The organism is Lachnoclostridium sp. An14 (assembly GCF_002160755.1).
GTDB lineage: Bacteria > Bacillota > Clostridia > Lachnospirales > Lachnospiraceae > Lachnoclostridium_A.
In genome coordinates this window covers 16554-40383 of record NZ_NFLE01000037.1, presented here as the reverse complement: position 1 = coordinate 40383, position 23830 = coordinate 16554, and the positions used below count along the sequence as shown (strand labels likewise).

Sequence of the window (23830 nt, the reverse complement as noted above, 5' to 3'; positions counted from 1 at the left end):
GGTTTTACATACTGTTTAATCTTCAATTATCAAGGTTCTTTGCTTTGTTGTTGTCTCAGCAGCAACTCTCTTATGTTATCACAAGTCGTTCGCTTTGTCAACAACTTTTTTTATTTTTTTTGAGGAAGTTTTTCACTCCTCGTCGCTGTCATTTTTCGCAGCGGTTATTGATTTTATCATAACTCGTTTGCTTTGTCAACAGCTTTTTTTATTTTTTGAAGAAATCTTTCAAATTTCTTCATTTTTCTTACCCGCTTTCCAACGGGCGAAAATTATAATATCAGACCGTCCACGAAATGTCAACAACTTTTTTCATTTTTTTCTATTTTTCTTTCTGCTTTTCTTTCTGCCCTTTTTCCGTCCCTCGAATGGCAAAGAAATAAGCCAGCGTAGCCGCTGGCTCATTCGTTCTATTATGCTATGCAGACGGTGTTTCTTCCTCCTGAGGCGGATGGGCCAGGGCGACCGTGAACCAGAATTCCACTCCCTCGTCAGCGTTTCTCACGCCGCACTCCTGGTGATGGGAATCCATGATGGCCTTTACGATGGAAAGGCCGATGCCGCTGCCTCCGTACGCCCTGGTACGGGCTTTATCTACCTTATAGAATTTCGTCCACAGCTTGGAGAGGTCTTCCTCCGGGATGGGGGTTCCTGTATTGTAGACCAGGATCTTGGCCCGCCCGTCCTCCTCCTGGACCGTGATGCGGATCTCCCGCCGGCCGTCCAGATGGTTGAGGGCGTTGTTTAAATAGTTGGTGATGACCTCCTCAATCTTGAATTCGTCGGCGCACACGAAAAGAGGGGCTTTCCGCTCGAAGATGATGGCGGCCTCTTTCTGCTGAATCAGGATGCTGGACGAGGAAAGAATCCCCTGGATCACTGCTATTAGATCGAAGGTCTCCATGACAGGGGTGTCGTTGCCAAACTCCAGAGCCGTCAGGTTTAACAGCTGGCGCACCATGCGGTTCATTTTCACTGCCTCGTCCATGATAACGCCGCAGTAGTAGTTGCGGCTCTCCTCGTCCTCGCACATCCCCTCCGTCAGCCCTTCCGCGTAGCCCTGGATGAGGGCAATGGGCGTTTTCAGCTCGTGGGAGACGTTGGCGATAAATTCCTTTCTCATCTCGTCGATCTGGATCTTCTCGTTGATGTCCTTCTGGAGCTGTTCGTTGGCCTCCTGGAGCTCTGTGATGGTCTCCTGGAGCTTGTCGGAGAGGGCATTCATATTGGCCCCCAGGATGCCGATTTCATCCTTCTGCTTTCCCGTATACTTCAGGTCGAAGTTTAGGTTCGTCATCTCCTGGGACTGTCTGGCCAGCTCCATGATGGGGTGGGTGATTTCCCGGCTGATCAGGTAGACGACCACACAGCCCAGCACCAGGGCGGCGCTGCCCACCAGAGCCAGGAACTGGTTGGAGATGTCCACGCTCTCCCAGATACTGGACAGGGGAGTGGACATAATAAACAGGGTCGTGTTGTCCGAAAAGAACCCCCACGCCTCCAGATCCGCCGTCCGCTCAACGGAATTGTAGGTGCGCTGGATAATGTAGTTTTCATGCTCCCGCATCAGCTGCGGCTTTTCCCGGTACTGGCCGAACACGTAGTTTCGCACCTTGTTGGTCAGGTAGTTTTTATCTCTGGCGGAGGAAACCACCGCTTTTCCGGTGACGCTGTCCACCAGCACAATGGTGGTGTTGTACTTTTCTCCCAGATCCCGCAGCAGCCGGGACAGCTCGTCGGCGTCGCTGCCTTCGGAATAAGGCTCCATCTCCGACAGCGGCTCCTCCTGGAGCATCCGGTCGATGGCCCGGTAGCCGGCCTCCAGGGTGTCCATCTTGTCACTTACGTAATAATCTCCCAGCAGCCAGGTATTGACCGCCCAGATCGCCAGCAGGATCAGGGTGATCAGGGCGATAAAGGTTACGGTAAACCTGGCGCGAATCGAATGTCTCATTCTCCTACCTCAAATTTATAGCCCATGCCCCAGATGGTCTTGATATATTCGCCCTTCTCTCCCAGCTTGCTCCGCAGCTTTTTCACGTGGGTGTCGATGGTTCTGGCGTCGCCGAAGTAGTCGTAGTTCCACACGTTGTTTAAAATCTTCTCCCGGGAAAGGGCGATGCCCTGGTTGTCAATAAAATAGCTTAAAAGCTCAAACTCCTTGTAGCTTAAATCCACCGGCTTTCCGTCGATGGTCACCTGGTGGGCCATTTTGTCCACCACAATGCCGCCCACCTCCGTCATATCCGAGGCTCCGGCGTTGGTGCGCCGCAGAATGGCCTCCACCCGGGCCACCAGGATCTTGGGGCTGAAGGGCTTGGAAATGTATTCGTCCACCCCCAGGTTAAAGCCCTGGAGCTCGTCCCGCTCCTCTCCTCTGGCGGTGAGCATGATGATGGGCACCTGAGAGTATTTGCGGATGGTCTTCACCACCTCCCAGCCGTCCATCTTCGGCATCATCACGTCCAGCAGGATCAGGGCAATGTCCTTCTGTTCAAAAAAGAGGTCCACCGCCTCCTCCCCGTCTCCCGCCTCCAACACGGTAAAGCCTTTTACGGACAGGAAATCCTTTACCAGTTTCCTCATCCTGGCCTCATCGTCCACTACTAATACCTTTATCTGTTCCATATTCCGGCCTCCTGTTTCTTTTCGTCTGAAAGGATGTTGGGTAAAAAGTGTGCGCTTGGCGCACACTCGCGCCGGGGCACGGCTGCGTAAACAGCCTTTTTCCTTTGCGCGGAATGCGCCTCCTTGCGGCACCCTGATCCCCGGTATCATACAAAGGATTTTAGCAGATATTTTGCCCGATTTCCACGTTTTCACAGTAATTTCACATACGGAAACAGGGAGGCTAAAAAGCCTCCCTGCCGTATACTTCCCGGTAAATTTCTTTTTTATATGGCTGGAATTCCCCTTCGTCCATGGGACGCCCGTAGGTCATGACGGAGAGGGGGATCACCGGCGCCCCCTCCTGAAGGGGCGGCTGCTCGTAGGGGAAATGATTGACGCAAAACCCCAGGCGTTCATAAAAGGCGGCACGGCGCACCGTGTCCGGGCGCTCCTCCGTCACCGGCTCAATCTCCAGCACCACGGGAATCCCCGCCTCGTTTGCCTCCAGGATGCACTCCTCCATCAGCAGCCGTCCCAGGCCGCCGCCGCGGCACTCCGGATCTGTGGCCAGGTGCTCCACAAACAGGCAGTTTTCCAATTTCCAGCAGCTGAGAAAGGCGGCAATCCGGCCGTCTCTCTCCATGATCCGGACGCGGACCCTGGGGTTTTCCCAGACGGCCCGCTGCCCGGCCTCCGTCCTTTTCTCCACCTCCGGAAAAGAACGCTCATAAATTCCGTAAAGTTCCGAAAAACGGCTGACAGGATCCTGCAACAACATTTACTCTGCCTTCTCCTCCTCCGGAAGAACCTCGATTCCCAGCTCCTCCAGCTGCTTTTTGTCCACCGGAGCCGGAGCCTCGGTCATCAGGCAGGAAGCGTCCTTCACCTTCGGGAAAGCAATCACGTCGCGGATGCTGTCCGCGCCCACCATGAGCATAACCACACGGTCCAGGCCGTAGGCCAGGCCAGCGTGAGGCGGAACGCCGTATTTGAAGGCCTCCAACAGGAAACCGAACTGCTCCTGAGCTCTCTCCTTGGAGAATCCCAGCACCTCAAACATCTTTTCCTGGATGTCCGCCTGGTGAATCCGGACAGAGCCGCCGCCCAGCTCAGTGCCGTTTAACACGATGTCGTAGGCTTTTGCCCGGACCGCGCCGGGATCGGTGTCCAGAAGGTCCAGATCCTCCTCCATGGGCATGGTGAAGGGATGGTGCATGGCCACGTAGCGGTTCTCCTCCTCGGAATACTCTAAAAGCGGGAACTCCGTCACCCACAGGAAACGGAAATCGTCCTTCTTTAACAGATCCAGCTGTCTTGCCAGCTCCAGGCGCAGGGCGCCCAGCACGTCGTACACCACTTTATTTTTATCCGCGGCGAATAAGAGCAGATCGCCCGGCTTTCCGCCCATGGCGTCTACCAGAGCCTTCAGCTCCTCCTCGGTCATAAATTTGGCAAAGGAAGATTTGTAGCTGCCGTCCTCCTGGATGGAGAGGTAAGCCAGTCCCTTCGCGCCGTAGCCCTTGGCAAACTCCACCAGGGCGTCGATTTTCTTTCTGGGCATATGGCCCTGTCCCTCGGCGTTGATGCCGCGGACGGAGCCGCCGTTTTCCAGGGCGCCCTTAAATACGGCAAACTCCGTATTCCGCACCACGTCGGACACGTCGCAGAGCTCCATGCCGAAACGCAGGTCCGGCTTATCGGAGCCAAAACGGTCCATGGCCTCCTTCCAGGTCATGCGCTGGATGGGAAGGGCCAGGTCAAAGCCGCAGATCTCCTTAAACAGTTTCTGCAGCAGTCTCTCGTTTACGTCCAGCACGTCGTCCACGTCCACGAAGGAAAGCTCCATGTCGATCTGGGTAAACTCCGGCTGGCGGTCCGCTCTCAAATCCTCGTCCCGGTAGCAGCGGGCCAGCTGGAAGTAGCGGTCATAGCCAGAGCACATGAGCAGCTGCTTAAAGAGCTGGGGAGACTGAGGCAGGGCGTAGAAGGAACCGGGGTGCACACGGCTGGGCACCAGGTAGTCTCTCGCTCCCTCCGGAGTGCTCTTGATTAACGTGGGGGTCTCGATCTCGAAAAAGCCCTCGTCTGCCAGGAAGGATCTGGTGAGGGTGGCCACCTGGCTTCTCACCATCATATTTCTCTGAAGGTCCGGACGTCTCAGATCCAGGAACCGGTATTTTAACCGCAGCTCCTCCTTGGTCTTGCTGTTCTCCTCGATGGGGAACGGCGGAGTCTCAGACTCAGAGAGGATGCGCAGGGACTTTGCCCGCACCTCGATGGCTCCCGTGGCCAGGTTCTCGTTTACCGCGCCGGAGCGGGCCTCCACGCGGCCCTCCACCGCCACCACAAACTCACTTCTCAGTTTCATAGCTTTGGCGAAATACTCGCTGCCGCAGTCCGCCTCCTCGAAAATGATCTGGAGGATGCCGGTACGGTCTCTTAAATCCACGAAAATAATACCGCCCTTGTTTCTCTGTTTCTGCACCCAGCCCATGACGGTGACATTTTCACCTACATTGGCCGTGCTAAGCTCCGCACATCTATGGGTCCGTTTCAGACCCTTCATTGACTCTGCCATTTTGTTCTCCTTCCCGGCCGCTTACCGTTTCAGCGCGTCCCTGTAAAATTCTCTGAATTCCGTGTAGCCCTCCTTCTGGAGCTGCTCCTTCTGGAATTTCTTATTCTTATTCATCTGTGCCACCAACACCTGGCCGCCGGCCTGGCGCTCCTTCGTGGCCTCTCTCATCACCTCAGCCAGGCGTTCCCCGGCGATGCCCTTCTCAAAGAGGTAGGCCGTCTTTGCCGCCGCTGCCGGCACTGTAAATCCGGAGTCCATGAGAATGGTAACGATCCGCTCGAATCCGATGGAAAAGCCGCAGGCGGGAGTCTCCATGCCTGTGAATTTCCCGATCATCTTGTCGTAACGGCCGCCGCCGGCCACGGAGCCGCCAAAGCCCTCCATGGACACCTCGAAAATGGTTCCGGTGTAGTAGCCCATGCCGCGCACCAGGGTGGGATCAAACACCAGTCCGAAATCGGCGGTGGCCACCTCCATCACCGTATCCATAATGCCCGCCAGGCTCTCCGCCCTGCCGTCGGGAAGAATGCCCGCCAGGCGCTGGCCTAAGGACCGCACGGCGGCGGCGTCATTTCCCACCTCCGCCAAAAGGGCGCTGTATTTCTTTACGGCCGCCTCGTCGTAGCCGCACTCTGTCAGCTCTTTTTCCACGCCTTCCAGGCCGATCTTGTCCATCTTGTCCAGGGTGATGAACACCTGGTCTGTGGAATCCTCCGGGAATCCGGCGTACACGGCCATGGCTTTTAAGATTTCCCTGTCATTGACGCGGACGGAAAACTTCTTGTCCGGGCAGATCTTTCCCAGGGCTGTGGTGGTGGCCGCGATCAGCTCGATCTCCGCCAGGCTGGTGGCATCCCCCAGGATGTCAATGTCGCACTGCACAAACTGGCGGAATCTTCCCTTTTGAGGGCGGTCCGCCCGCCACACGCTGCCCACCTGCAGGGCTTTGAAGGGGGACGGCAGATTCGCCGCGTTGTTGGCATAGTAGCGGGACAGGGGGAGGGTTAAGTCGTAGCGAAGACCGCTGTCCGTTAAATCGGCCTCTGTCTGCGCCTCCTCCAGTTTTAATTTTTCCCCTCTTTTTAAGATCTTAAAGATCAGCTTTTCATTGTCTCCGCCCTGCTTGCTGGTCAGGTTCTCGATGTGCTCCACGCAGGGAGTCTCAATGGAGGAAAAGCCGAAGCTGCGATAGGTTTCCTTGATCTGGTTCAATACGTAGTCACGGATCTGCATTTCCGCAGGCAGGATGTCCTTCATCCCAGTGACCGGTTTCTTTTTCAACGCCATGATTTCTCTCCAATCTCTGTTCAGTCTCGTTTTTCTATCACGGTAACAGCTTGTATGCTCTTGATCTCTTTTATTTTACATTGAATGGCTATTTTTGCAAGTGTTTTCTTTGTTTTAGGCCTTTTAGAGGGGATTGGGCGGGGCGGCGGCGGGATATTTGACTTCCGCCCGCGCCCCGGCTATAATGGAGGGAGAAATGTGACTGCCGGAAAGGAGGCTTATTATGCCGTATACCATCGGGGAAATGGCGAAAAAGATGGGGGTGGCGCCGTCCACTCTGCGCTACTATGAAAAAGAAGGGCTGCTGCCGTTTGTGACCCGCTCCGGCAGCGGAAACCGCGTGTTTCACGATTCTGACCTGGAGCGGCTCTCCATCATCGAGTGCTTAAAACAGACTGGGCTGCCCATTAAAGGGATCAAGGCCTTTATGGGCTGGTGCCTGGAAGGAGACTCCACCATCGGAAAACGGCTGGAGCTGATGCAGAACCAGCGCCAGGCGGTGCTGGACCAGATCGAACAGTTAAAGGAGACGCTGGAGGTGCTGGATTATAAGGTCTGGTACTACGAGACGGCAAAGAAAGCCGGGACCTGCGACGCCCCGGACTCCGTGCCGGTGGAGGAGCTGCCGGAAAACCTGCGCACCGCCAAGTTAAAAATCCAGGGGCATTTCCCGGAACCGGAGGAAGGCCGGGACGGCTGCGGAGACAGCTGCGAGGACGCGAGAACGGCGTGACCGCCGGTTTTTCAGCGATATGCCTGACGAAAACAAAAGAGCCTGAAGATCCGCCGGGGCGCTCCCGCGTCCCGAAGATCCCAGGCTCTTTTTTATTGTAGGAAACCGCGTCCCTATGGCTCAAACAGCTCCGGCGGGATGGTCGCATTTTTTATCCTATCCGTCCCGCCGCCCCCGCTTTTACCGCAAGAGGGCATCCTTTCTTCCGATCATCTCGTCAATGCGGCCGATATACTGCTCCACGTCCTTTACGTTCTCCGCCCGCTCCCTGCGGTGCTCCGCCGGGTATACCACCTTGGTGGTGGTTCCGGCCCCGCAGGCGGCGATGGTCTGCATTTCCTCCATAATCAGAATGTTGTAGATGCAGGCCTTTCCCGGAAGGGCGTAGCCTACGTTCTCAAAGTTTCCGGCCATGTTTTTCTGGCGGTAGAGGTAGTAGGGCTCCATGCCCATCTCTCTGGCGTAGCGGGCTGTCAAATCAATCATCTCCTGAGTGTTTACCATACCCAGCTGAGCGTACTGATCCCACTCCAGGTTCAGCCTGGCCGCCCGCTTAAGGGCCAGGGAGTGGACGGTGATGCTGTCCGGGGACAGGGCGCGGATTTCTTCCATGGTGCGCTCCACGTCCTCCATGGTCTCCCCCGGAAGGCCGATGATCAGATCCATATTGATGTTGTCAAAGCCCAGCTCTCTGGCCAGGGCAAATTTTTCCTTTACCATCTCCACCGTGTGCCGCCTGCCGATGATGTCCAGGGTTTTCTGGTTCATGGTCTGGGGGTTGATGGAAATGCGGGTGATGCCGTGGCGCTTTAACACCTCCAGCTTTTCCGCGGTGATGCTGTCCGGGCGGCCGGCCTCCACCGTAAACTCCTGGATGCCGGAGAGGTCGAAAAGCTCCTCCACCTTCCCGATCACCTGCTCCAGATGCTCCGCTGACAGGGACGTGGGGGTGCCGCCCCCAAAATACACCGTATCCAGTTTCTTTCCCTTCATCCGGCCGGCGGTGTACTCCAGCTCCTGAAACAGGGCGCCCAGGTACTCCTCCATCCGTTTCTCCCACTTTCCGATGGGATAGGAGGTGAAGGAACAGTACAGGCAGGTGGTGGGGCAAAAGGGAATGCCCACGTAAAGGCTGTAGCCGTCCTCATAGGAAATCCGGGACAAAAGCTCCCGCTCCCGCTCTGCCACCTCCACGCTGAGCGCGATTTTCTCCTCGCTGGCGTAGTAGGTCTTTCTCATAAACTCCCGGATGTCCTCCGGCTCCCAGCCCTCCTCCAGCTTGGTGAGGGGGATTTTCGTGGGGCGGATGCCGGTGAGGGTGCCCCAGGGAAGGCTCTGCCCCGTCTGTTTCTCCAACAGGCGGTAGAGGTTCTGTTTGATCCTGTTTTTCGTCTCCAGCCGTTCTCCCTCCGGCACCTCAAACCGGCAGGTCTCCCCGTCAACTTCCAGGCGGTAGACGCCCTGCTCCTGTTCTCCCTTTACGTAAAACTTCACGCCCTCCGTCTCCTGGTGGGCAAACCGCTCCCCCGGGTAAAACGCCATGAGAAGCTCTCTGATGTCCTGCTCAAATTCATTGTCCTTTAATAGTATTCCGATCATGTCTATCTCCTGTAAATGGCCACCGGATTGTACCGTTTCTCATGGCCGATGGTGGTGGGGTTTCCGTGGCCGGGGTAAACCATGGTATCCTCCGGCAGGGCAAAGAGCACCTGGGAAATGGAGGCTACGATTTCCTGCACGCTCCCCGTGGGGAAATCCGTCCGTCCCAGGGATTCCTCAAAGAGGGTGTCCCCCGCAAAGAGGGCATCCTCCCCTTCCGCCAGATAGCAGACGGAGCCTGAGGTGTGCCCCGGCGTGGCCAGGACCCGGAACCGGAAACCGGCAAACTCCAGCGTTTCCCCGTCTCTCACCTCCCGGTCCGCCCGCAGGCTGGTGCTGGGCATTCCCAGGGCCACGGAAAGGTTTAAAGCCGGATCCGCCAACAGGGCACGCTCCGTCTCCGCCGCCACAATGGGCACGGAATACGCCTTTTTTAAATCTTCCGCCGCCAGGATGTGATCTCCGTGGCCATGAGTGAGAAGAATGGCCTCCGGCTTTACGCCAAGCCCCGTACAGGCCGCCTGGATGGCGCTGCTGCCGTCCGCCGGGTCGATGATCACCGCCGCCTTTGTCTCCTCATGATATACGATGTAACAGTTGGTCTGGACAGAGCCCAGCACCATGGTTTTAATCCTCATATCTGACATTCCCTCACTCCTGCCTTTCTCTCTCCTCTGACGGTTCCTGACGGAGACGGCCGTCCCGTTCTGCCCCGCTCTGCCGGGAAAGCTCTGTCTCCCGCCGCTTTTCCCGCCGTTTTTCCAGCATTCCGCTGATCCAGCGGATCAGCATGGTATTCGCGTAATATCCCATCCTCCGCCTCCTTTTCCAATGCCGCGGACAGACAGAGAGGAGATGCGCGGACCTCTCCCGCATCTCCTCTCTGCCGGGACCGCCGGGCCGTCAGCCCGTCGTCCGCTCAATATCCTGTATGCCCTCAATCATTCTCAGCTTATCCACCAGGCGGTTTAATTCCTCCACCCCGTGGGTGTCAAAGGTGACGGTAATGGTGGCCGTCCCCTGCTTGCTGGTGCGCGCGCTCATGGAGGTGATGTCGATCTGACGCTCCGTAAACACCTTGGAAATGTCCACGAACATTCCGATCCGGTTGTTGGCGTAGATCTGGATCTCCGTGGAGTAGCGCTCGCCGCCGCTGTCGTTCTCATCCTGCTGCCACTCGGCGTCGATGAGCCTGGCCTTCTCGTCATCGGGAAGGTTGATAATATTGATGCAGTCCGTCCTGTGGATGGACACGCCCCGGCCTCTGGTGACGAATCCCACGATCTCGTCCCCCGGCACCGGGCTGCAGCAGCGGGAAAAGCGCACGGCCACGTCGTGGATGCCCTTTACCACAATGCCGCTCTTGGACTTCTTGGAAACGGGGACCTTGTTGTTCTCCCCGATCTCGTTCAAAATGGTGTCGTCGGTGACATTGAGAACCTTTTTCTTCTTGTTCTCCTCCACCATCCGGTTGACCACCTGGCTCTCTTTTAAGCCGCCGTGGCCGATGGACGCCAGAACCGCGTCCCAATCCCGGTAGGCGTACCGGCGCATGACCTTTTCCATATACTCCGGCTTGTTGATCTCCGCCCAGTTGATGCCTTTGGTCTTGCAGTACTGAGCGATCAGCTCCTTGCCCCGGTTGATGTTGTCCTCCTTGAGCTCGGATTTGAACCACTGATTGATCTTGTTCTTCGCCTGGGTGCTCTTTACGATGGAGAGCCAGTCTCTACTGGGTCCCTTGGAGTTCTGGGAGGTGACGATCTCCAGACGGTCGCCGTTCTGGATCACGTAGTCGATAGGCACCAGCTTGCCGTTTACCTTGGCTCCCACCATCTTGTTGCCCACGGCGCTGTGGATGGAGTAGGCGAAGTCGATGGGGGTGGAGCCGCTGGGCAGGTTTTTCACGTCCCCGGAGGGGGTGAAACAGTACACGCTGTCCGCGAACAGATCCAGGTCGCTCTTTAAGAGGCTTAAGAACTCCTTGTTGTCGGACATATCCTTCTGCCACTCCAGAATCTGGCGCAGCCAGCTCATCTTTTCTTCTTCCCGTCCCGACGCCGCCTGGCCGCTGCCGCTCTCCTTGTACTTCCAGTGGGCGGCGATACCGTACTCGGCGGTGCGGTGCATTTCAAAGGTCCGGATCTGGATCTCGAAGGGCTGGCCGCTGCTGCCGATCAGGGTGGTGTGGAGGGACTGGTACATATTAGGTTTCGGCATGGCGATGTAATCCTTAAACCGCCCCGGGATGGGCTTATACATCTCATGGATCACACCGAGAGCCGCGTAGCAGTCCTTCACCGTCTCCACGATGATGCGGACCGCGAACAGGTCGTATATCTGATCCAGGGTCTTTCCCTGGTTTACCATCTTTTTATAGATGCTGAAGAAATGCTTCACCCGGCCGTCTACCTTGGCCTCGATGCCCGCATTCTTCATATGGGCGCTCACGTCGTCCACAATGCTCTTGACGAAAGCCTCCCTGGAATCCTTCTTTAACGAAATCTTCTCCGACAGATCGTAGTAGACATCCGGCTCCAGGTATTTGAGGGCCAGATCGTCTAACTCCACCTTGATCTTGGAAATACCCAGGCGGTTGGCGATGGGGGAATAGATCTCCAGGGTTTCCTTGGCCTTCTCTTTTTGTTTTTCCGGCCTCATGTACTGAAGGGTTCTCATATTGTGCAGGCGGTCCGCCAGCTTGATTAAGATCACGCGGATGTCCTTGGCCATGGCGAGGAACATTTTTCTTAAGTTCTCCGCCTGGATCTCCACCTTGTCCGCCGACCAGGACAGCTGGGTCAGCTTGGTGACGCCGTCCACTAAGAGGGCCACCTCGGCGCCGAACTCCCTGGAGAGCTCCTCCAGAGTCATCACCGTGTCCTCCACCACGTCGTGGAGAATGGCGGCCACGATGGTCTCCTTATCCATCTCCAGGTCCGCCAGGATGATGGCAACACAAAGAGGGTGAATGATGTAGGGTTCACCCGATTTCCGTTTCTGTTCTTTATGAGCGTCGGCAGCTATATGATAAGCCTTTTCCACCAGGCTGATGTCGTCAGATGGATGGTATCTGCGGATGCTTTTTATTAAATCCTCGTACAGGACGTCCGGGCTGGTAAAATCAGCCGGGGCCTCCAGCTCCGTATCCAGTTTGGTCGGTAATTGATTCACTGACATAAGACTCCGCCTTTTCCAATCGTATTTATATTCCTTCATTATAGTTATTATTTCGTCAAATTGCAAGTACCTGTGGGGCCGGGAAGCGGCGGTTTTCCTGGATTTTCCAGGGATTTTACAGAGATTTTCCGAAAATCAGCCGCAAATCCGCGTCAGGAAAGAATCACCTGACAGGTTCTCTCGATGTCCTCATCGCTGTGGGCGGCGGACACGAACATGGCCTCATACTGGGACGGAGCCACGTAGATTCCCCCCTCCAGCATATGGCCGAAGTAGGCGGCGTAGGCCTCCAAATCGGAGGAGGTGGCGCTGTCGTAGTCGTTCACCTTCCGGCCGGTGAAGAAGGCGCAGAGCAGGGAGCCGACGCGGTTCACCGTCACCGGGACGCCGGTGCGCTCTCCCCGTTTTTCCAGGGCAGCAGCCAGCTTGGCGGCGTTTTCGTCGATCTGGCGGTAGTATTCGGGGTGGGCCTTTAAGAGTTTCAGGGTCTCAATGCCTGCCGTGGTGGCGATGGGGTTGCCGGAAAGGGTGCCGGCCTGGTACACCGGGCCCACCGGGGAAACCATGTCCATGATGTCTCTGCGGCCGCCGTAAGCTGCCATGGGCATTCCGCCGCCTACGATCTTTCCCATAGTAGTCATGTCCGGACGGATGCCAAAATATTCCTGGGCGCCGCCGTAACCTAAGCGGAACCCGGTGATCACCTCGTCAAAGATCAGCAGGGAGCCGTACTCCTCCGTGATCTTTCGCAGGAACTGGAGAAATCCGTCCTCCGGCAGCACCACGCCCATGTTGGCGGCCACCGGCTCCACGATGATGGCGGCCACCTTCTCGCCGTAAGTCTCCATCAGGGATGTCACGGACTGTTTATCGTTGTAGAGGGCCACCAGGGTGTTTTCCGTGTAGGAGGCGGGAACGCCGCTGCTGTCGGGGACGGCAGTGGTCAGGGCGGCGGAACCGGCCTTTACCAGCAGGCCGTCGGAGTGGCCGTGGTAGTTTCCTTTAAATTTGATGATATAGTCCCGTCCGGTGTAGCCTCTGGCGGTGCGGATGGCGCTCATCACCGCCTCCGTGCCGGAGCTCACCAGGCGCACCTTTTCCACGGAGGGCATGGCCTCGCAGATCATATCCGCTAAAATCAGCTCGTTTTCCGTGGGGGCGCCGTAGGTTAAGCCTCTGTCGCAGGCGCTTTTTACCGCCTCGATCACCTGGGGATGGGCGTGGCCCAGGATTCCGGGGCCCCAGGAGCAGACGTAGTCAATGTAGGTGTTGCCGTCCACGTCGGTGATGTGGCTGCCCTTGGCGTGGTGGATAAACAGGGGGGTGCGTCCCACGGAGCGGAAGGCCCGCACCGGGCTGTTGACTCCTCCGGGGATCTTTTTCTGGGACTCCTCAAACAATTTCTGTGATTTTTCTGTAATCATCTTCGTTTTCCTCGATTCTTCTGTGGTTTTTATGCCCGGTGCACCTGGTACAGCAGGGCGTTGCAGATGGCGGCGGCGATGTTGCTGCCGCCCTTTCTTCCTCTGGCTACGATGTGGGGGACGTCCGTCTGGAGGATCAGCTCCTTGGACTCCACCACGTTTACAAAGCCCACGGGCACGCCGATGATCAGCTCCGGGCGGAAACGGCCCTCGTCGATCATCTCCCGCAGGCGGATGAGGGCGGTGGGGGCGTTTCCCACGGCCACGATCACCGGCCGGTTTAAGGCGGCGGCTCTCTCCATGCACACCGCGGAACGGGTGATCCCCCGGGCCTGGGCCTCCTCCGCCACGTCCCGGTCGGAGATGAAGGAGAGCACCTCCACCCCCAGGGCGGCGGCGGAGCGCTTATTGATGCCGGCGGCGGCCATGGAAGTGTCGGTGACGATGGCCACACCCCGTTTTAACGCCTCCTTTGCCTTTTCCACGGCTCCCGGAGAGAACACCAGGTTGTGGGCGTAGTCGAAGTCGGCGGAGGTGTGGATGCAGCGTTTCACCACTAAAAGCTCCTCCGGCGGCCAGGCGGACGCCCGCGCTCCCAGCTCCTGTTCTATGATTTCCATGCTTTTTGCCTCGATTTCCTGCGGTTTCAACGGCGTGTCTCCTCTCTCTGTCCTTTTCGTGTACCCCGGCGCGATACCAGAAATGAGAAATCCGCTCTCACCGGCGCAGCCTTGTATTTGAATAAAAGTCCTCCACCTAGGTGAAGGACTTTCTGAATTCTGTGTATGTTATTGTAGCAAAGGGGAAGGGGAAAGTCAAGGAAACTGTTTTCCCGCTCCCTGCCCTGCCCAAAACAGGCGCCGCCAATTACCCCCGCAAAACCATCACCGCCTCATAAGGCCGCAGCCCGTCCCGTTTCCCCTCCTGGGGATAGTTGGAAATGAGGACGCGGCCAGTTTCTGGGAGAAGGCCCTGGGGAAGGGCGGTTTCCTCGCCGAAGAAGTTGCAGGCCACAGTGAGCTCCTGGCCGTCCAGTACCCGGCGGTAGGCCAAAATCCTGGGATCCTCCTCCAGCAATGGGACAAAGCTGCCCTCCTGGATCACAGGATATGCCTTGCGCAGGGCGATAAGGTTCTTGTAATACTGGAAAATGGAGTCCGGATTTTCCCGGTCCAGGGTGTTGATCTGGCGGCAGTTTCCGTTTACCTCGATCCACGGCGTTCCGTCCGTAAAGCCGGCGGTTTCCGTATCATCCCACTGCATGGGGGTCCTGGCGTTGTCCCTGGATTTTTTTTGCAGGCTGCCGTACACCTCCCCGTCGGTCTTTCCCTCTGATTTCAGGCGGTTGAAGACGTTTAAGGTCTCGATGTCCCGGTACTGGCTGATGTCCTGGAATCCGGCGTTTGTCATGCCGATTTCCTCTCCCTGGTAGATGTAGGGGGTGCCCCGCAGGCCGTGAAGGACGGTGGCCAGCATTTTCGCCGACTCCACCCGGTATTTCCCCTCGTCGCCGATGCGGGAGACGATGCGGGGCTGGTCGTGGTTGTACCAGAACAGGGCGTGCCAGCCGTCTCCCTTTTCCATCTCCGTCTGCCAGGTGAACAGGTTGTGTTTCAGGTCGTGGAACCGGAAGGGCTGGATCTCCCACTTATTCCCCGACGGGTAGTCGATCTTTAAATGGTGGAAATCGAAGATCATGGACAGCTCCTCCGTGGCGCGGCCGGAGTAGCGGATGCTGTTTTCCAGGTCGCTGGAGGCCATCTCGCCCACGGTGATGATGTCTTCAAAACGGCCGAAGGTGCGCCGGTTTAATTCCTTTAAAAACTCATGGACCTTCGGCAGGTCGGTGTAAAATTTGTGGCCGTCCCCACACAGGTCGTCCTCGTAGGACTCCGGCTTGGAAATCAGGTTGATCACGTCAAACCGGAACCCTTTCACCCCTTTTTCGATCCAGAAATTCACCACGTCGCAACAGGCGTCCCGGACGTGGGGATTTTCCCAGTTTAAGTCCGCCTGGCTCACGTGGAAAAGGTGGAGGTAATACTCGTCCGTGGCGGGCAGATATCCCCAGGCGCTCCCGCCGAACTTGGAGAGCCAGTTGGAGGGGGGCAGGCCCCCGGCCTTTCCTTTGCGGATGATGAAGAAATCCCGGTAAAAGGGATCCCCCGCCAGCGCCTTCTGAAACCACTCATGTTTCGTGGAGCAGTGGTTGAACACCATGTCCATCATCAGGTACATTCCCCGTTTTCCCGCCTCCGCCACCAGCTCGTCAAAGTCCTCCATGGTGCCATAGACCGGGTCAATGGCCTTGTAGTCCGCCACGTCGTAGCCGTTGTCATACTGGAGGGACGGGTAAAAGGGCGTGAGCCAGAGGTAATCCACCCCCAGCTCCTTTATATAATCCAGGCGGCGGATCACTCCCCGCAGATCCCCGATCCCGTCCCCGTTGGTATCCTGGAAGGACTTCGGGTAAATCTGATATACCGCCTTGTCTCCTAATTTTATCGCTGCCATAGTTCTGACGCTCCTTTTCCGCAATAAAAATGTAGGGGGCCAAAAGATTCAAACGGGTGCCGGATCGAATTTCCGGCCTTTTGGCCCCAGTACCTGTATTTCTGATTAATGATTTCCGTACTTTCCCATCTTCGTCCTGGACAGCAGCACGGTAAACAGGAAGGCCAGCACGATGTCCGCCGCGATGCAGAGGATGTAGAGGAGCATTTTATCCCCTCTCATGGACAGGAAGGCGGGGATGCCGCCCACGCCCACGCTGTTGGCGATGATCCCTGCCAGACGGGAGGCAATGCCCATCACTCCGCTGGCCAGCATGGCGCCCACGAAGGGATAGAGGTACTTTAAGTTCACGCCGAACATGGCCGGCTCAGTGACGCCCAGATAGCCGGAGATAAAGGCGGGAACCCCCACCTCCTTGGCTCTGCGGTCATGGCGGTTTACAAATACGAAGGCCGCTACCGCCGTGGCCTGGGCGATGTTGCTTAAAGCCACTACAGGGAAGGTGTAAATGCCGCCCATGGTAGCTGCCGTCTGAAGGTCAATGGGCAACATGGCGTGATGCAGGCCGGTGATGACCAAAAGGGGATACAAAAGGCCGTAAATGCCGCTGAACAGCCAGTTAAAGGAAGAATTAAAGCCGGCCATGATAATGCCTGCCAGTCCGTCTCCCAGCATACGGCCGAAGGGCCCGATCACGGTGTGGGCCAGGATAATGGCCGGAATCAGGGAGAAGAAGGGCACGACGATCATGGAGATCATCTCCGGCACCCTCTTTTTTAAGAACCGGTACAGCAGGGAGAATACGATTCCCACTAAAATCGCCGGGATCACCTGGGACTGGTATCCCACCATGTTGATGTGAAAGCTGCCGAAATCCCAGACCTTCACGGCCTCTCCGGCCTCCACCGCCGCCACGTAGTCGCTGGCGGACATGAGCTGGGGAGAAACCAGGGTGATGCCCAGCACAATCCCCAGCATCTGATCCGCGTTCATCTTGCGGCAGACGGACCAGGTGACGCCCACAGGCAGGAAGGTGAAAATGGCCTCGCCGGCCAGCCACAGGAAATCATAGGCTCCCTTCCAGAAGGGGTATACCTCGGTGATGGCCCTGGTGCCGTTTTCTAAAAGCTTGATGTCTCCGATCACGTTGCGGAAACCTAAGATCAGGCCGCCTACGATAATGGCCGGGATCAGGGGGGCAAACACCTCCGCCAGGTTCGCCAGGGCCCGCTGGAGCAGGTTCATATTTCCCTTCGCCGCCTGCTTGACCTCCTGCTTGTCCACTCCCTCCATATGGCTGACCGCGGAAAACTCGTCAAAAAATACGCTGACCTTGTTTCCGATGATCACCTGGAACTGTCCTCCCTGGGTAAACGTACCTTTCACGGAGGAAAGGGCCTCGATCCCCTTTACGTCCGCCTTTTTGTCATCGGCAAGCACAAATCTCATTCTCGTGGCGCAGTGGGTAAAGGACACGATGTTTTCCCTGCCTCCCACCAGCTCCAGCAGCCTGCCGGCATCCTGTTTAAAATCCGCCATGTTCTTAAACTCTCCTCTCCATTTACCATTTTTTCTGAGCACGGGTCTGCCCGTTTAACTTATACGTATATGTTTGTATATAAGCTATCATATACGTATTTATTAGTCAATAGAAAATGGCGTAAAAATAGCGCCGAATTTCATTTTCGGCGCTACTCACAATTTATAACTTCTTTCTTTGTGCGACTTCCACAAAGCGGAAATAGTCCGGCCGGTGCCTGGACTCGGTGTACTGGAACAGTTGATTGTCTTTCGTATACGTATAACTTCTGACCACCACAACCAATCCGTACTCCTTCATATCCAGATACCGTTTATCGTCCTCCGTGGCGTCCTCCACCACGATCTCCTTTGTGGCGTAGCCGATCTCCAGGCCCAGCTCATTTTCCAGGTAGGCGTAGACCGAATCCCTGCAGGCCCGCAGGGGAAGGTTTTTCACCACGCTGCGCTTGAAATAGTCGTGGTCCACGATGACCCGCTCGCCCTCGATGAGGCGGACGCGGAGCAGGTCGTACACCTCCCGCTCCTCGTCATCCTCAAACAGGTTCTCGATGGTTTCCCGGTCGGAGAGGATCTCCAGATTTTCCACCTCCGTCTCCGTCTGGCGGCTTAAATGGGCGTTCAGCTCCTTAAAGCTTAAGATTTCCGCGAAGGGGAAATTGTAGGCCCCCCGCTCCACCACCACCGCCGTCCGGCCGCGGCCCTTCTGGATGTAGCCCTGGTTTTCCAGCATCCCCAGGGACTTTCGCACCGTGTCCCTGGACACCCGGAATTTCTCCTGCAAAACGGCCTCCGCCGGAAGGGCTTCGCCGATGGCGTACTCCCCGCTTTCGATCTGTTTTTTTAACGCATTGTAAACCTGGACGTATTTACTGGACATCTTTCCCGACTCCTTCGTTCAGGATCCGGTAGACCTGCTCCATATCCAGGGACTCCCGCACCAGGGCGGCCAGCTTGTCGTACTGGGTTTCCTTGTAGGCCTTCCAGTCGTGGCTTGGCTGAATCTGGCCGGCCGGCTCCGTCTCCGCCCGCTTTCTGGCCTCCACCTGGGCCACGAACCGCTCCGCCATGCCGGGGGCGTCGAAAAATCCGTGGAGATAGGTGCCGATAACCGTACCGGTCTTGTTTCCCAAGCCCAGGACGGGACGGCCCTCCTCCTGCTTATACATGATTTCCCGGCAGTCTCCCAGATTCCGGGTGACGCCCATGTGGATCTCGTACCCCTCTGTCTCCATGCCGTTTAGCATCTCCCAGCCGGGCACCTCCGCCGTCATCTTTCCCTTTGCCTGATGGCGCACCTTTTCCCTGGAAAAGACGGTCTTGGCATCCAGAAGGCCCAGGCCGTCCATGGTGCCCTTGTTCTCCACACCGTAAGGGTCGCTCAGCCGTTTTCCCAGCATCTGGAACCCGCCGCAGATGCCCACCACGGGAATGTCCACGGCGGACAGCTCCTGAATCTTGGCCGCCAGGCCGTTTTCCCGCATCCATTTTAAATCGGACATGGTGTTTTTCGTGCCGGGGATGATGAGAACGTCCGGCAGGCCCACCTCGCCAGGAGTCTCCACGTAGCGGACGGACACGCCCTCCAGCCGCTCCAGCACGTCAAAGTCGGTGAAATTGGACAAATGGGGCAGACGCACCACCACAATGTCGGTGCCGTCCCCCTTTTCCCTCTGGTTTAAGCGGTCGGCCAGGCTGTCCTCGTCCTCGATGTCCACGTCCGCCATGGGGATCACTCCCAGCACCGGGATGTCCACCTTTTCCTCGATCATGCGCAGGCCCGGCTCCAAAAGGGTCTTGTCCCCCCGGAATTTATTGATGACAATGCCCTTGATCAGGGACTGCTCGTCCTCCTCCAAAAGCTTTACGGTGCCGTAGAGGGAGGCGAACACGCCGCCCCGGTCGATGTCTCCCACCAGGAGCACCGGGGCCCCGGCCATCTTCGCGATGCCCATATTGGCCAGGTCATTTTCCTTTAAATTGATCTCCGCCGGGCTGCCGGCGCCTTCGATGACGATGATGTCGTAATCCTTTTCCAGCTCCTCCAGGGCCTGTTTCACCACCGGTTTTAACTCTCCCCGCTTGGTGAAATACTCCTCCGCGGAGTAGTTGCCCAGGATCTCGCCGTTTACGATCACCTGGCTGCCGGTGGTGCTGCTGGGCTTTAATAAAATGGGGTTCATAGCCACCCTCGGCTCCACGCCGGCGGCCTCCGCCTGCACCACCTGAGCCCGTCCCATCTCCAGGCCCTCGGCGGTCACAAAGCTGTTGAGGGCCATATTCTGGGCCTTGAAGGGGGCCACCCGGTAGCCGTCCTGCTTAAACACCCTGCACAGGCCGGCTGCCAGAAAGCTCTTTCCGGAATTTGACATCGTCCCCTGTACCATGATCTTTTTTGCCATTGAGAAATACCTCCTTTATTCCCGCGGGCAGCAGGCCCGGCCGCCGCGTTTCCCTGTCTGTCCGGCGTCCGCCGCAGAAAAACAAAGCCCCCGCGGCCTGCTGCTCCGTATCCTTCATCTCCCGCTGTCTGTTTCGGGGTTCTTAATCCGTTCCTTTTCGGAACCCGTGGGTGAAAGCGCTGTCATAGAGCTTGGAAAGCTCGTAATCGTCTCCTAAAAATCCTCCCACCGCGATGAGGGCCGTGCGGGTGATTCCCGCCTGCTCCACCTTCTCTGCGATGTCCTTTAAGGTTCCCCGGACAATTTTTTCATCCTCCCAGGACGCCCGGCAGACCACTGCCGCCGGCGCGTCCCAGCCGTAGGACGGGGCTAGCTCCGCGGCCACCTCCCCGATCTGTCCCACGCTCAAAAATATGATCATCGTGGCCCGGTGCTCTGCCAGGCTCTCCAGTTTTTCCTTCTCCGGCACGCCGGTGCGGCCGCCGCGCCTGGTGAGGATCACCGTCTGGCTGACGCCAGGGAGCGTGTACTCTTTTTTTAAGGACGCCGCCGCCGCCAAAAAGGAGCTGACGCCGGGCGTCACGTCATAGGAAATCCCCAGCCGGTCCAGGGCATCCATCTGTTCCCGGTGTGCGCCGTACACGGACGGATCGCCGGTGTGGAGGCGAACCGTGGTCTTTTCCTCCCGCTCTGCCCGCTCCATCACCTCCACCACCTCGTCCAGGGTCATGGAGGCGCTGTTGTAAATCTCAGCCTCCGGTTTTCCGTAGGCCAAAAGCTGGGGATTGACCAGGGAACCGGCGTAAATGATCACGTCCGCCTCCTCCAGCAGGCGTTTTCCCTTTAAGGTGAGCAGCTCCGGATCCCCCGGCCCTGCTCCTACAAAATGAACCATGATGTCTCTGCCTTCCTTTTTTGTTCTAATTGAAGTTGAAGGGGCAAAGGCCAAAGCTGCTCCCGCAGGCAAGTCTTCCCGCGAAACTTTTGCTCTCTGCCCCGGTATCCTATTCCGCCGGAACCGTCTTTCCTTCCCCGTCCTCCCGCTCGGAGCGGTAGCCTCTGGGGGTCACCATGCGGCCGTCTATAACCCTGGTGGCGGAATTTCCCACAAACACAGTGGTAAACATATCGGTCTCCGTCTCCGCCAACTCCGCCAGGGTGAGAACGCGGAAACTCTGGCCTTCCCGGCCGATGTTTCTCACCAGGCCGCAGACGGTGTCCGGTGCCTTCGTCTCCAGGAGGACGCGGCAGGCCTTTTTCAGATAGTCGTTCCGTTTCCGGCTGGACGGGTTGTAAATACAGATGGAAAAATCTCCTTCGGCGGCGCAGGCCAGCCGTTTCTCGATCAGCTCCCAGGGAGTCAGAAGGTCGCTTAAGCTGATCACCGCAAAGTCGTGAATCAGGGGCGCTCCCAGCACCGCAGCCCCGGAGAGGGCCGCCGTGACGCCGGAAATCACCTCCACCTCACAGTCCGGAAACTCCCGTCCCAGCTCCAGCAAAAGCCCCGCCATGCCGTAGACGCCGGAGTCTCCGCTGCAGATCATGGCCACCGTCCTGCCCTTTGCCGCCTCCTCAAAGGCCATACGGCAGCGCCGTTCCTCCTGGCGCATGGGGGTGGTGAGAAATTCCTTTCCCGGAAAATGCTCCTTTACCAGATCCACGTACACGGTATAGCCCACAATGACATCACAGGTCTCTAAAACCTGCGCCGCCTCCAGGGTCATATGGCTGTAGTCTCCCGGGCCGATGCCCACTGCGTATAGTTTATTCATGCTGTCCCTCCTTGGCGATGATCAGGGAGTAATAGCCGGATTCCCCGCCGATCTCCTCCAGGCTGCGGTACACCCGCTCCCCCTCCATGCCGCAGTTTTCCACCATGGATACGGCAAGCCCCGCCTCTTTTAAGCTGGCTTTGACCCGCTCCATCTGCTTTCCCGCTTTCATAAGCACCTTCGTGCCCGGAAAGGAAAGGCTGCCCTCCACCTGATAGGTGGCCGGGATGATGTGCAGCTCCTCCGCACGCTCTGCCAGCCCCATATTTAACCGGGCAGCGGCGGCGCAGAAGGAGGGGATGCCGTTTACCATAACCGTCCGGTAGCCTTTTTCCTCCAGGCGGCGGTAGAGGTAGAGATAAGTGGAATAGATGGTCACGTCCCCCAGGGTGAGAAAGGCCACGTCCCGGCCCTCCCGCAGTTTCTCCTCCAGAGCGGCTGCGGCGGCCTGAAAGCTGGCGTTTAATATCTCCGGATCTTTGACCATGGGCATCTCCACGGCAAATACCTCTTTTTCCTCCAGCTCCGGGACCGCCTGGACGGCGATCCGGTAGGCCACACTCTGCCGTGGGTCTCTGCCGGGGACGGCGATCACGCCGCACTCCCGGATCAGGCGCACGGCCTTTAACGTCAAAAGCTCCGGATCTCCGGGGCCGATTCCAATTCCATATAGGGTTCCTGTCATAATTGTCTCCGATTTTCTGTATTTTTTTCTGTATGGCGGACGCACGGAAATTCTCTGGAGAGCTCCGGCGCAGGGATCTCCCACGGCTCCGGCACGTCCTGATGTCTATGGGGATATTATACCCTGGGGCAGGGGTGGTTGGCAACTGTGTTTTGGGGAAAGGGAAAGACAAACGGTCAAAGGGGGATCCCAACGCTTCCTTACGCCCCGTTGGGATCCCCCTGCATCTGGTTTTCGGTTTTGCGGCGTGGCGGAGTGTCTTTACCGGCACGCCTGAATATTTCTGGTTTCCGTTCTTATTTTACGTAATTTTTGTACGCCTCTTTCATGCGGTCCAGGGCCTCCTGCACGTATCTCGTGGGGCAGGCCAGGTTCCATCTCTCATAGCACTCTCCCTGCGCGCCGAACACATAGCCCTCGTCGAAGAACAGTTTTGCCTCCTCGTGGTTGATCCGCTCCAGCTCCTTGCAGTCGAGCCCCAGCTTTCCCCAGTCCATCCACAGAAGATAGGTGGCCTCCATGTCGATTACGTCGATCTGGGGGAACTCTCTGGCCATGAAATCCTTCACCAGATTCCGGTTCCGGTCAATCACCTGGATCGCCTCCTCCAGCCACTCCTCACAGTATTTGTAGGCCGCCTCGCTGGCGCGGTAGCCCAAAATGTTGCACTTGGGATTGGGATTGGTTTTCTTTAAGTAGGTCAGGTACTGATTGCGCAGCTTTTCGTTTGGAATAAAGATATTGGAGGTCTGAAGGCCCGCCAGATTGAAGGTTTTGCTGGGCGCCGTGCAGACGATGCAGTTCTGGGCAAACTCCTCGGAGATGGAGGCGTACACAATATGACGGTAGCCCGGCATCACCAGGTCAAAATGGATCTCGTCGGAAACCACCAGCACATGGTGCTTCAGGCAGATATTTCCGATTTTTTCCAGCTCCTCCCTCGTCCAGACACGGCCGCAGGGGTTGTGAGGGCTGCAGAGAATCAGCAGTTTCGTGTTCTCGTCCGCCGCCTTCTTCTCAAAGTCGTCAAAGTCGATCTCATAGGTGTTTCCCCTGCGGACCAGGGGACAGTCTACCAGAACCCGGTTGGTATCCTGCACCGCGTGATACATGGGATAGTATACCGGGGTCATGAGCATGACGCCCTCTCCCTCTTTGGTGTAAATCTTTACCGCGTCAAAGAACGCGTCCACCACTCCATGGGAGGGAAGGATCCATTCCGGCTTGGCATCCCAGCCGTGGCGTTTCTTCATCCACGCGCAGACCGTCTCCTGGTACTCTTTTGTGGGATTGGCGTAGCCCATCACGGAGTGATCCAGCTCGTATTTCAGGGCATCCACGATTTCCGGGGCCGTCACAAACTCCATATCCGCTACGGAGAAGGGAATGATGTCCTCATCTTCTTTTACGCCGTGGGCCACCATCTCGTCCCATTTTTTCGATCCTGTGTTAAACCGTTTGTGTACCGTTTCAAAATTGTATTTCATGATTGTTTCCTCCATATTTT

The 23830-nt window shown here is 57.2% G+C and carries 20 protein-coding genes; 1 reads left to right on the top strand and 19 read right to left on the bottom strand.

Annotated elements, in window-relative coordinates; translation table 11 throughout:
* Positions 1–418 precede the first annotated feature (418 nt).
* The 5 genes from B5E84_RS16590 to hisS all read right to left on the bottom strand — a co-directional run bounded on the left by B5E84_RS16590 (position 419) and on the right by hisS (position 6475).
* Positions 419–1954, bottom strand: a complete 1536-nt coding sequence (locus tag B5E84_RS16590) for a sensor histidine kinase (RefSeq protein ID WP_087224830.1) — start codon at positions 1952–1954, stop codon at positions 419–421.
* Positions 1951–2628 carry a response regulator transcription factor gene (locus B5E84_RS16585; protein ID WP_087224828.1) on the bottom strand — a complete coding sequence of 226 codons (678 nt, stop codon included), beginning with the start codon at positions 2626–2628 and terminating at the stop codon, positions 1951–1953. Before B5E84_RS16585 ends, B5E84_RS16590 begins: the two co-directional genes overlap by 4 nt.
* Before the next feature lie 223 nt (positions 2629–2851).
* Positions 2852–3388, bottom strand: a complete 537-nt coding sequence (locus tag B5E84_RS16580) for a GNAT family N-acetyltransferase (RefSeq protein WP_087224825.1) — start codon at positions 3386–3388, stop codon at positions 2852–2854.
* A complete protein-coding gene (gene aspS / locus B5E84_RS16575; RefSeq protein WP_087224822.1) occupies positions 3389–5188 on the bottom strand; it encodes an aspartate--tRNA ligase in 1800 nt (599 codons plus the stop codon). It abuts the gene before it with no gap.
* A gap of 21 nt (positions 5189–5209) precedes the next feature.
* A complete protein-coding gene (gene hisS / locus B5E84_RS16570) occupies positions 5210–6475 on the bottom strand; it encodes a histidine--tRNA ligase (RefSeq protein WP_087224819.1) in 1266 nt (421 codons plus the stop codon).
* Positions 6476–6698: 223 nt separating this feature from the next.
* Here hisS and B5E84_RS16565 point away from each other — a divergent pair, with 223 nt between their 5' ends.
* Positions 6699–7208 (top strand): MerR family transcriptional regulator, encoded by a 510-nt coding sequence (locus B5E84_RS16565; protein ID WP_087224816.1) that lies wholly within the window; start codon positions 6699–6701, stop codon positions 7206–7208.
* A gap of 180 nt (positions 7209–7388) precedes the next feature.
* Here the strand turns inward: B5E84_RS16565 and hemZ are convergent, their stop codons facing one another.
* The 14 genes from hemZ to B5E84_RS16500 form a co-directional block, all read right to left on the bottom strand.
* On the bottom strand, positions 7389–8807 hold the full coding sequence (hemZ, locus tag B5E84_RS16560; RefSeq protein WP_087224813.1) for a coproporphyrinogen dehydrogenase HemZ: 1419 nt from the start codon (positions 8805–8807) through the stop codon (positions 7389–7391).
* A gap of 2 nt (positions 8808–8809) precedes the next feature.
* A complete protein-coding gene (locus B5E84_RS16555) occupies positions 8810–9454 on the bottom strand; it encodes an MBL fold metallo-hydrolase (protein WP_087224810.1) in 645 nt (214 codons plus the stop codon).
* Positions 9455–9458: 4 nt separating this feature from the next.
* Positions 9459–9620, bottom strand: coding sequence for a hypothetical protein (locus tag B5E84_RS20670; RefSeq protein ID WP_162612883.1), 162 nt, complete (start codon positions 9618–9620; stop codon positions 9459–9461).
* Between the two features lie 90 nt (positions 9621–9710).
* Positions 9711–11987 (bottom strand): RelA/SpoT family protein, encoded by a 2277-nt coding sequence (locus tag B5E84_RS16550; protein WP_087224807.1) that lies wholly within the window; start codon positions 11985–11987, stop codon positions 9711–9713.
* 152 nt (positions 11988–12139) lie between these two features.
* Entirely contained in the window at positions 12140–13411 is a 1272-nt protein-coding gene (gene hemL, locus B5E84_RS16545) for a glutamate-1-semialdehyde 2,1-aminomutase (protein WP_087224804.1), read from the bottom strand.
* 29 nt (positions 13412–13440) lie between these two features.
* Positions 13441–14061 (bottom strand): precorrin-8X methylmutase, encoded by a 621-nt coding sequence (locus B5E84_RS16540; protein WP_275533084.1) that lies wholly within the window; start codon positions 14059–14061, stop codon positions 13441–13443.
* Positions 14062–14278: 217 nt separating this feature from the next.
* Positions 14279–15925, bottom strand: coding sequence for an alpha,alpha-phosphotrehalase (locus B5E84_RS16535; protein WP_087224801.1), 1647 nt, complete (start codon positions 15923–15925; stop codon positions 14279–14281).
* Positions 15926–16030: 105 nt separating this feature from the next.
* On the bottom strand, positions 16031–17464 hold the full coding sequence (treB, locus tag B5E84_RS16530; RefSeq protein WP_087224798.1) for a PTS trehalose transporter subunit IIBC: 1434 nt from the start codon (positions 17462–17464) through the stop codon (positions 16031–16033).
* Between the two features lie 163 nt (positions 17465–17627).
* Entirely contained in the window at positions 17628–18344 is a 717-nt protein-coding gene (treR, locus tag B5E84_RS16525; RefSeq protein ID WP_087224795.1) for a trehalose operon repressor, read from the bottom strand.
* The gene (locus B5E84_RS16520) at positions 18334–19866 is read right to left on the bottom strand and encodes a cobyric acid synthase (RefSeq protein WP_087224792.1); all 1533 of its coding nucleotides are present in this window, start codon (positions 19864–19866) and stop codon (positions 18334–18336) included. Before B5E84_RS16520 ends, treR begins: the two co-directional genes overlap by 11 nt.
* A 142-nt stretch (positions 19867–20008) precedes the next feature.
* The gene (gene cobM, locus B5E84_RS16515) at positions 20009–20761 is read right to left on the bottom strand and encodes a precorrin-4 C(11)-methyltransferase (RefSeq protein WP_087224789.1); all 753 of its coding nucleotides are present in this window, start codon (positions 20759–20761) and stop codon (positions 20009–20011) included.
* Positions 20762–20870: 109 nt separating this feature from the next.
* Entirely contained in the window at positions 20871–21638 is a 768-nt protein-coding gene (cobJ, locus tag B5E84_RS16510; RefSeq protein ID WP_087224786.1) for a precorrin-3B C(17)-methyltransferase, read from the bottom strand.
* Positions 21631–22323, bottom strand: coding sequence for a precorrin-2 C(20)-methyltransferase (gene cobI, locus B5E84_RS16505; RefSeq protein WP_087224833.1), 693 nt, complete (start codon positions 22321–22323; stop codon positions 21631–21633). Before cobI ends, cobJ begins: the two co-directional genes overlap by 8 nt.
* Positions 22324–22619: 296 nt before the next feature.
* Positions 22620–23810, bottom strand: coding sequence for a MalY/PatB family protein (locus B5E84_RS16500; RefSeq protein WP_087224783.1), 1191 nt, complete (start codon positions 23808–23810; stop codon positions 22620–22622).
* Between the last annotated feature and the right edge of the window lie 20 nt (positions 23811–23830).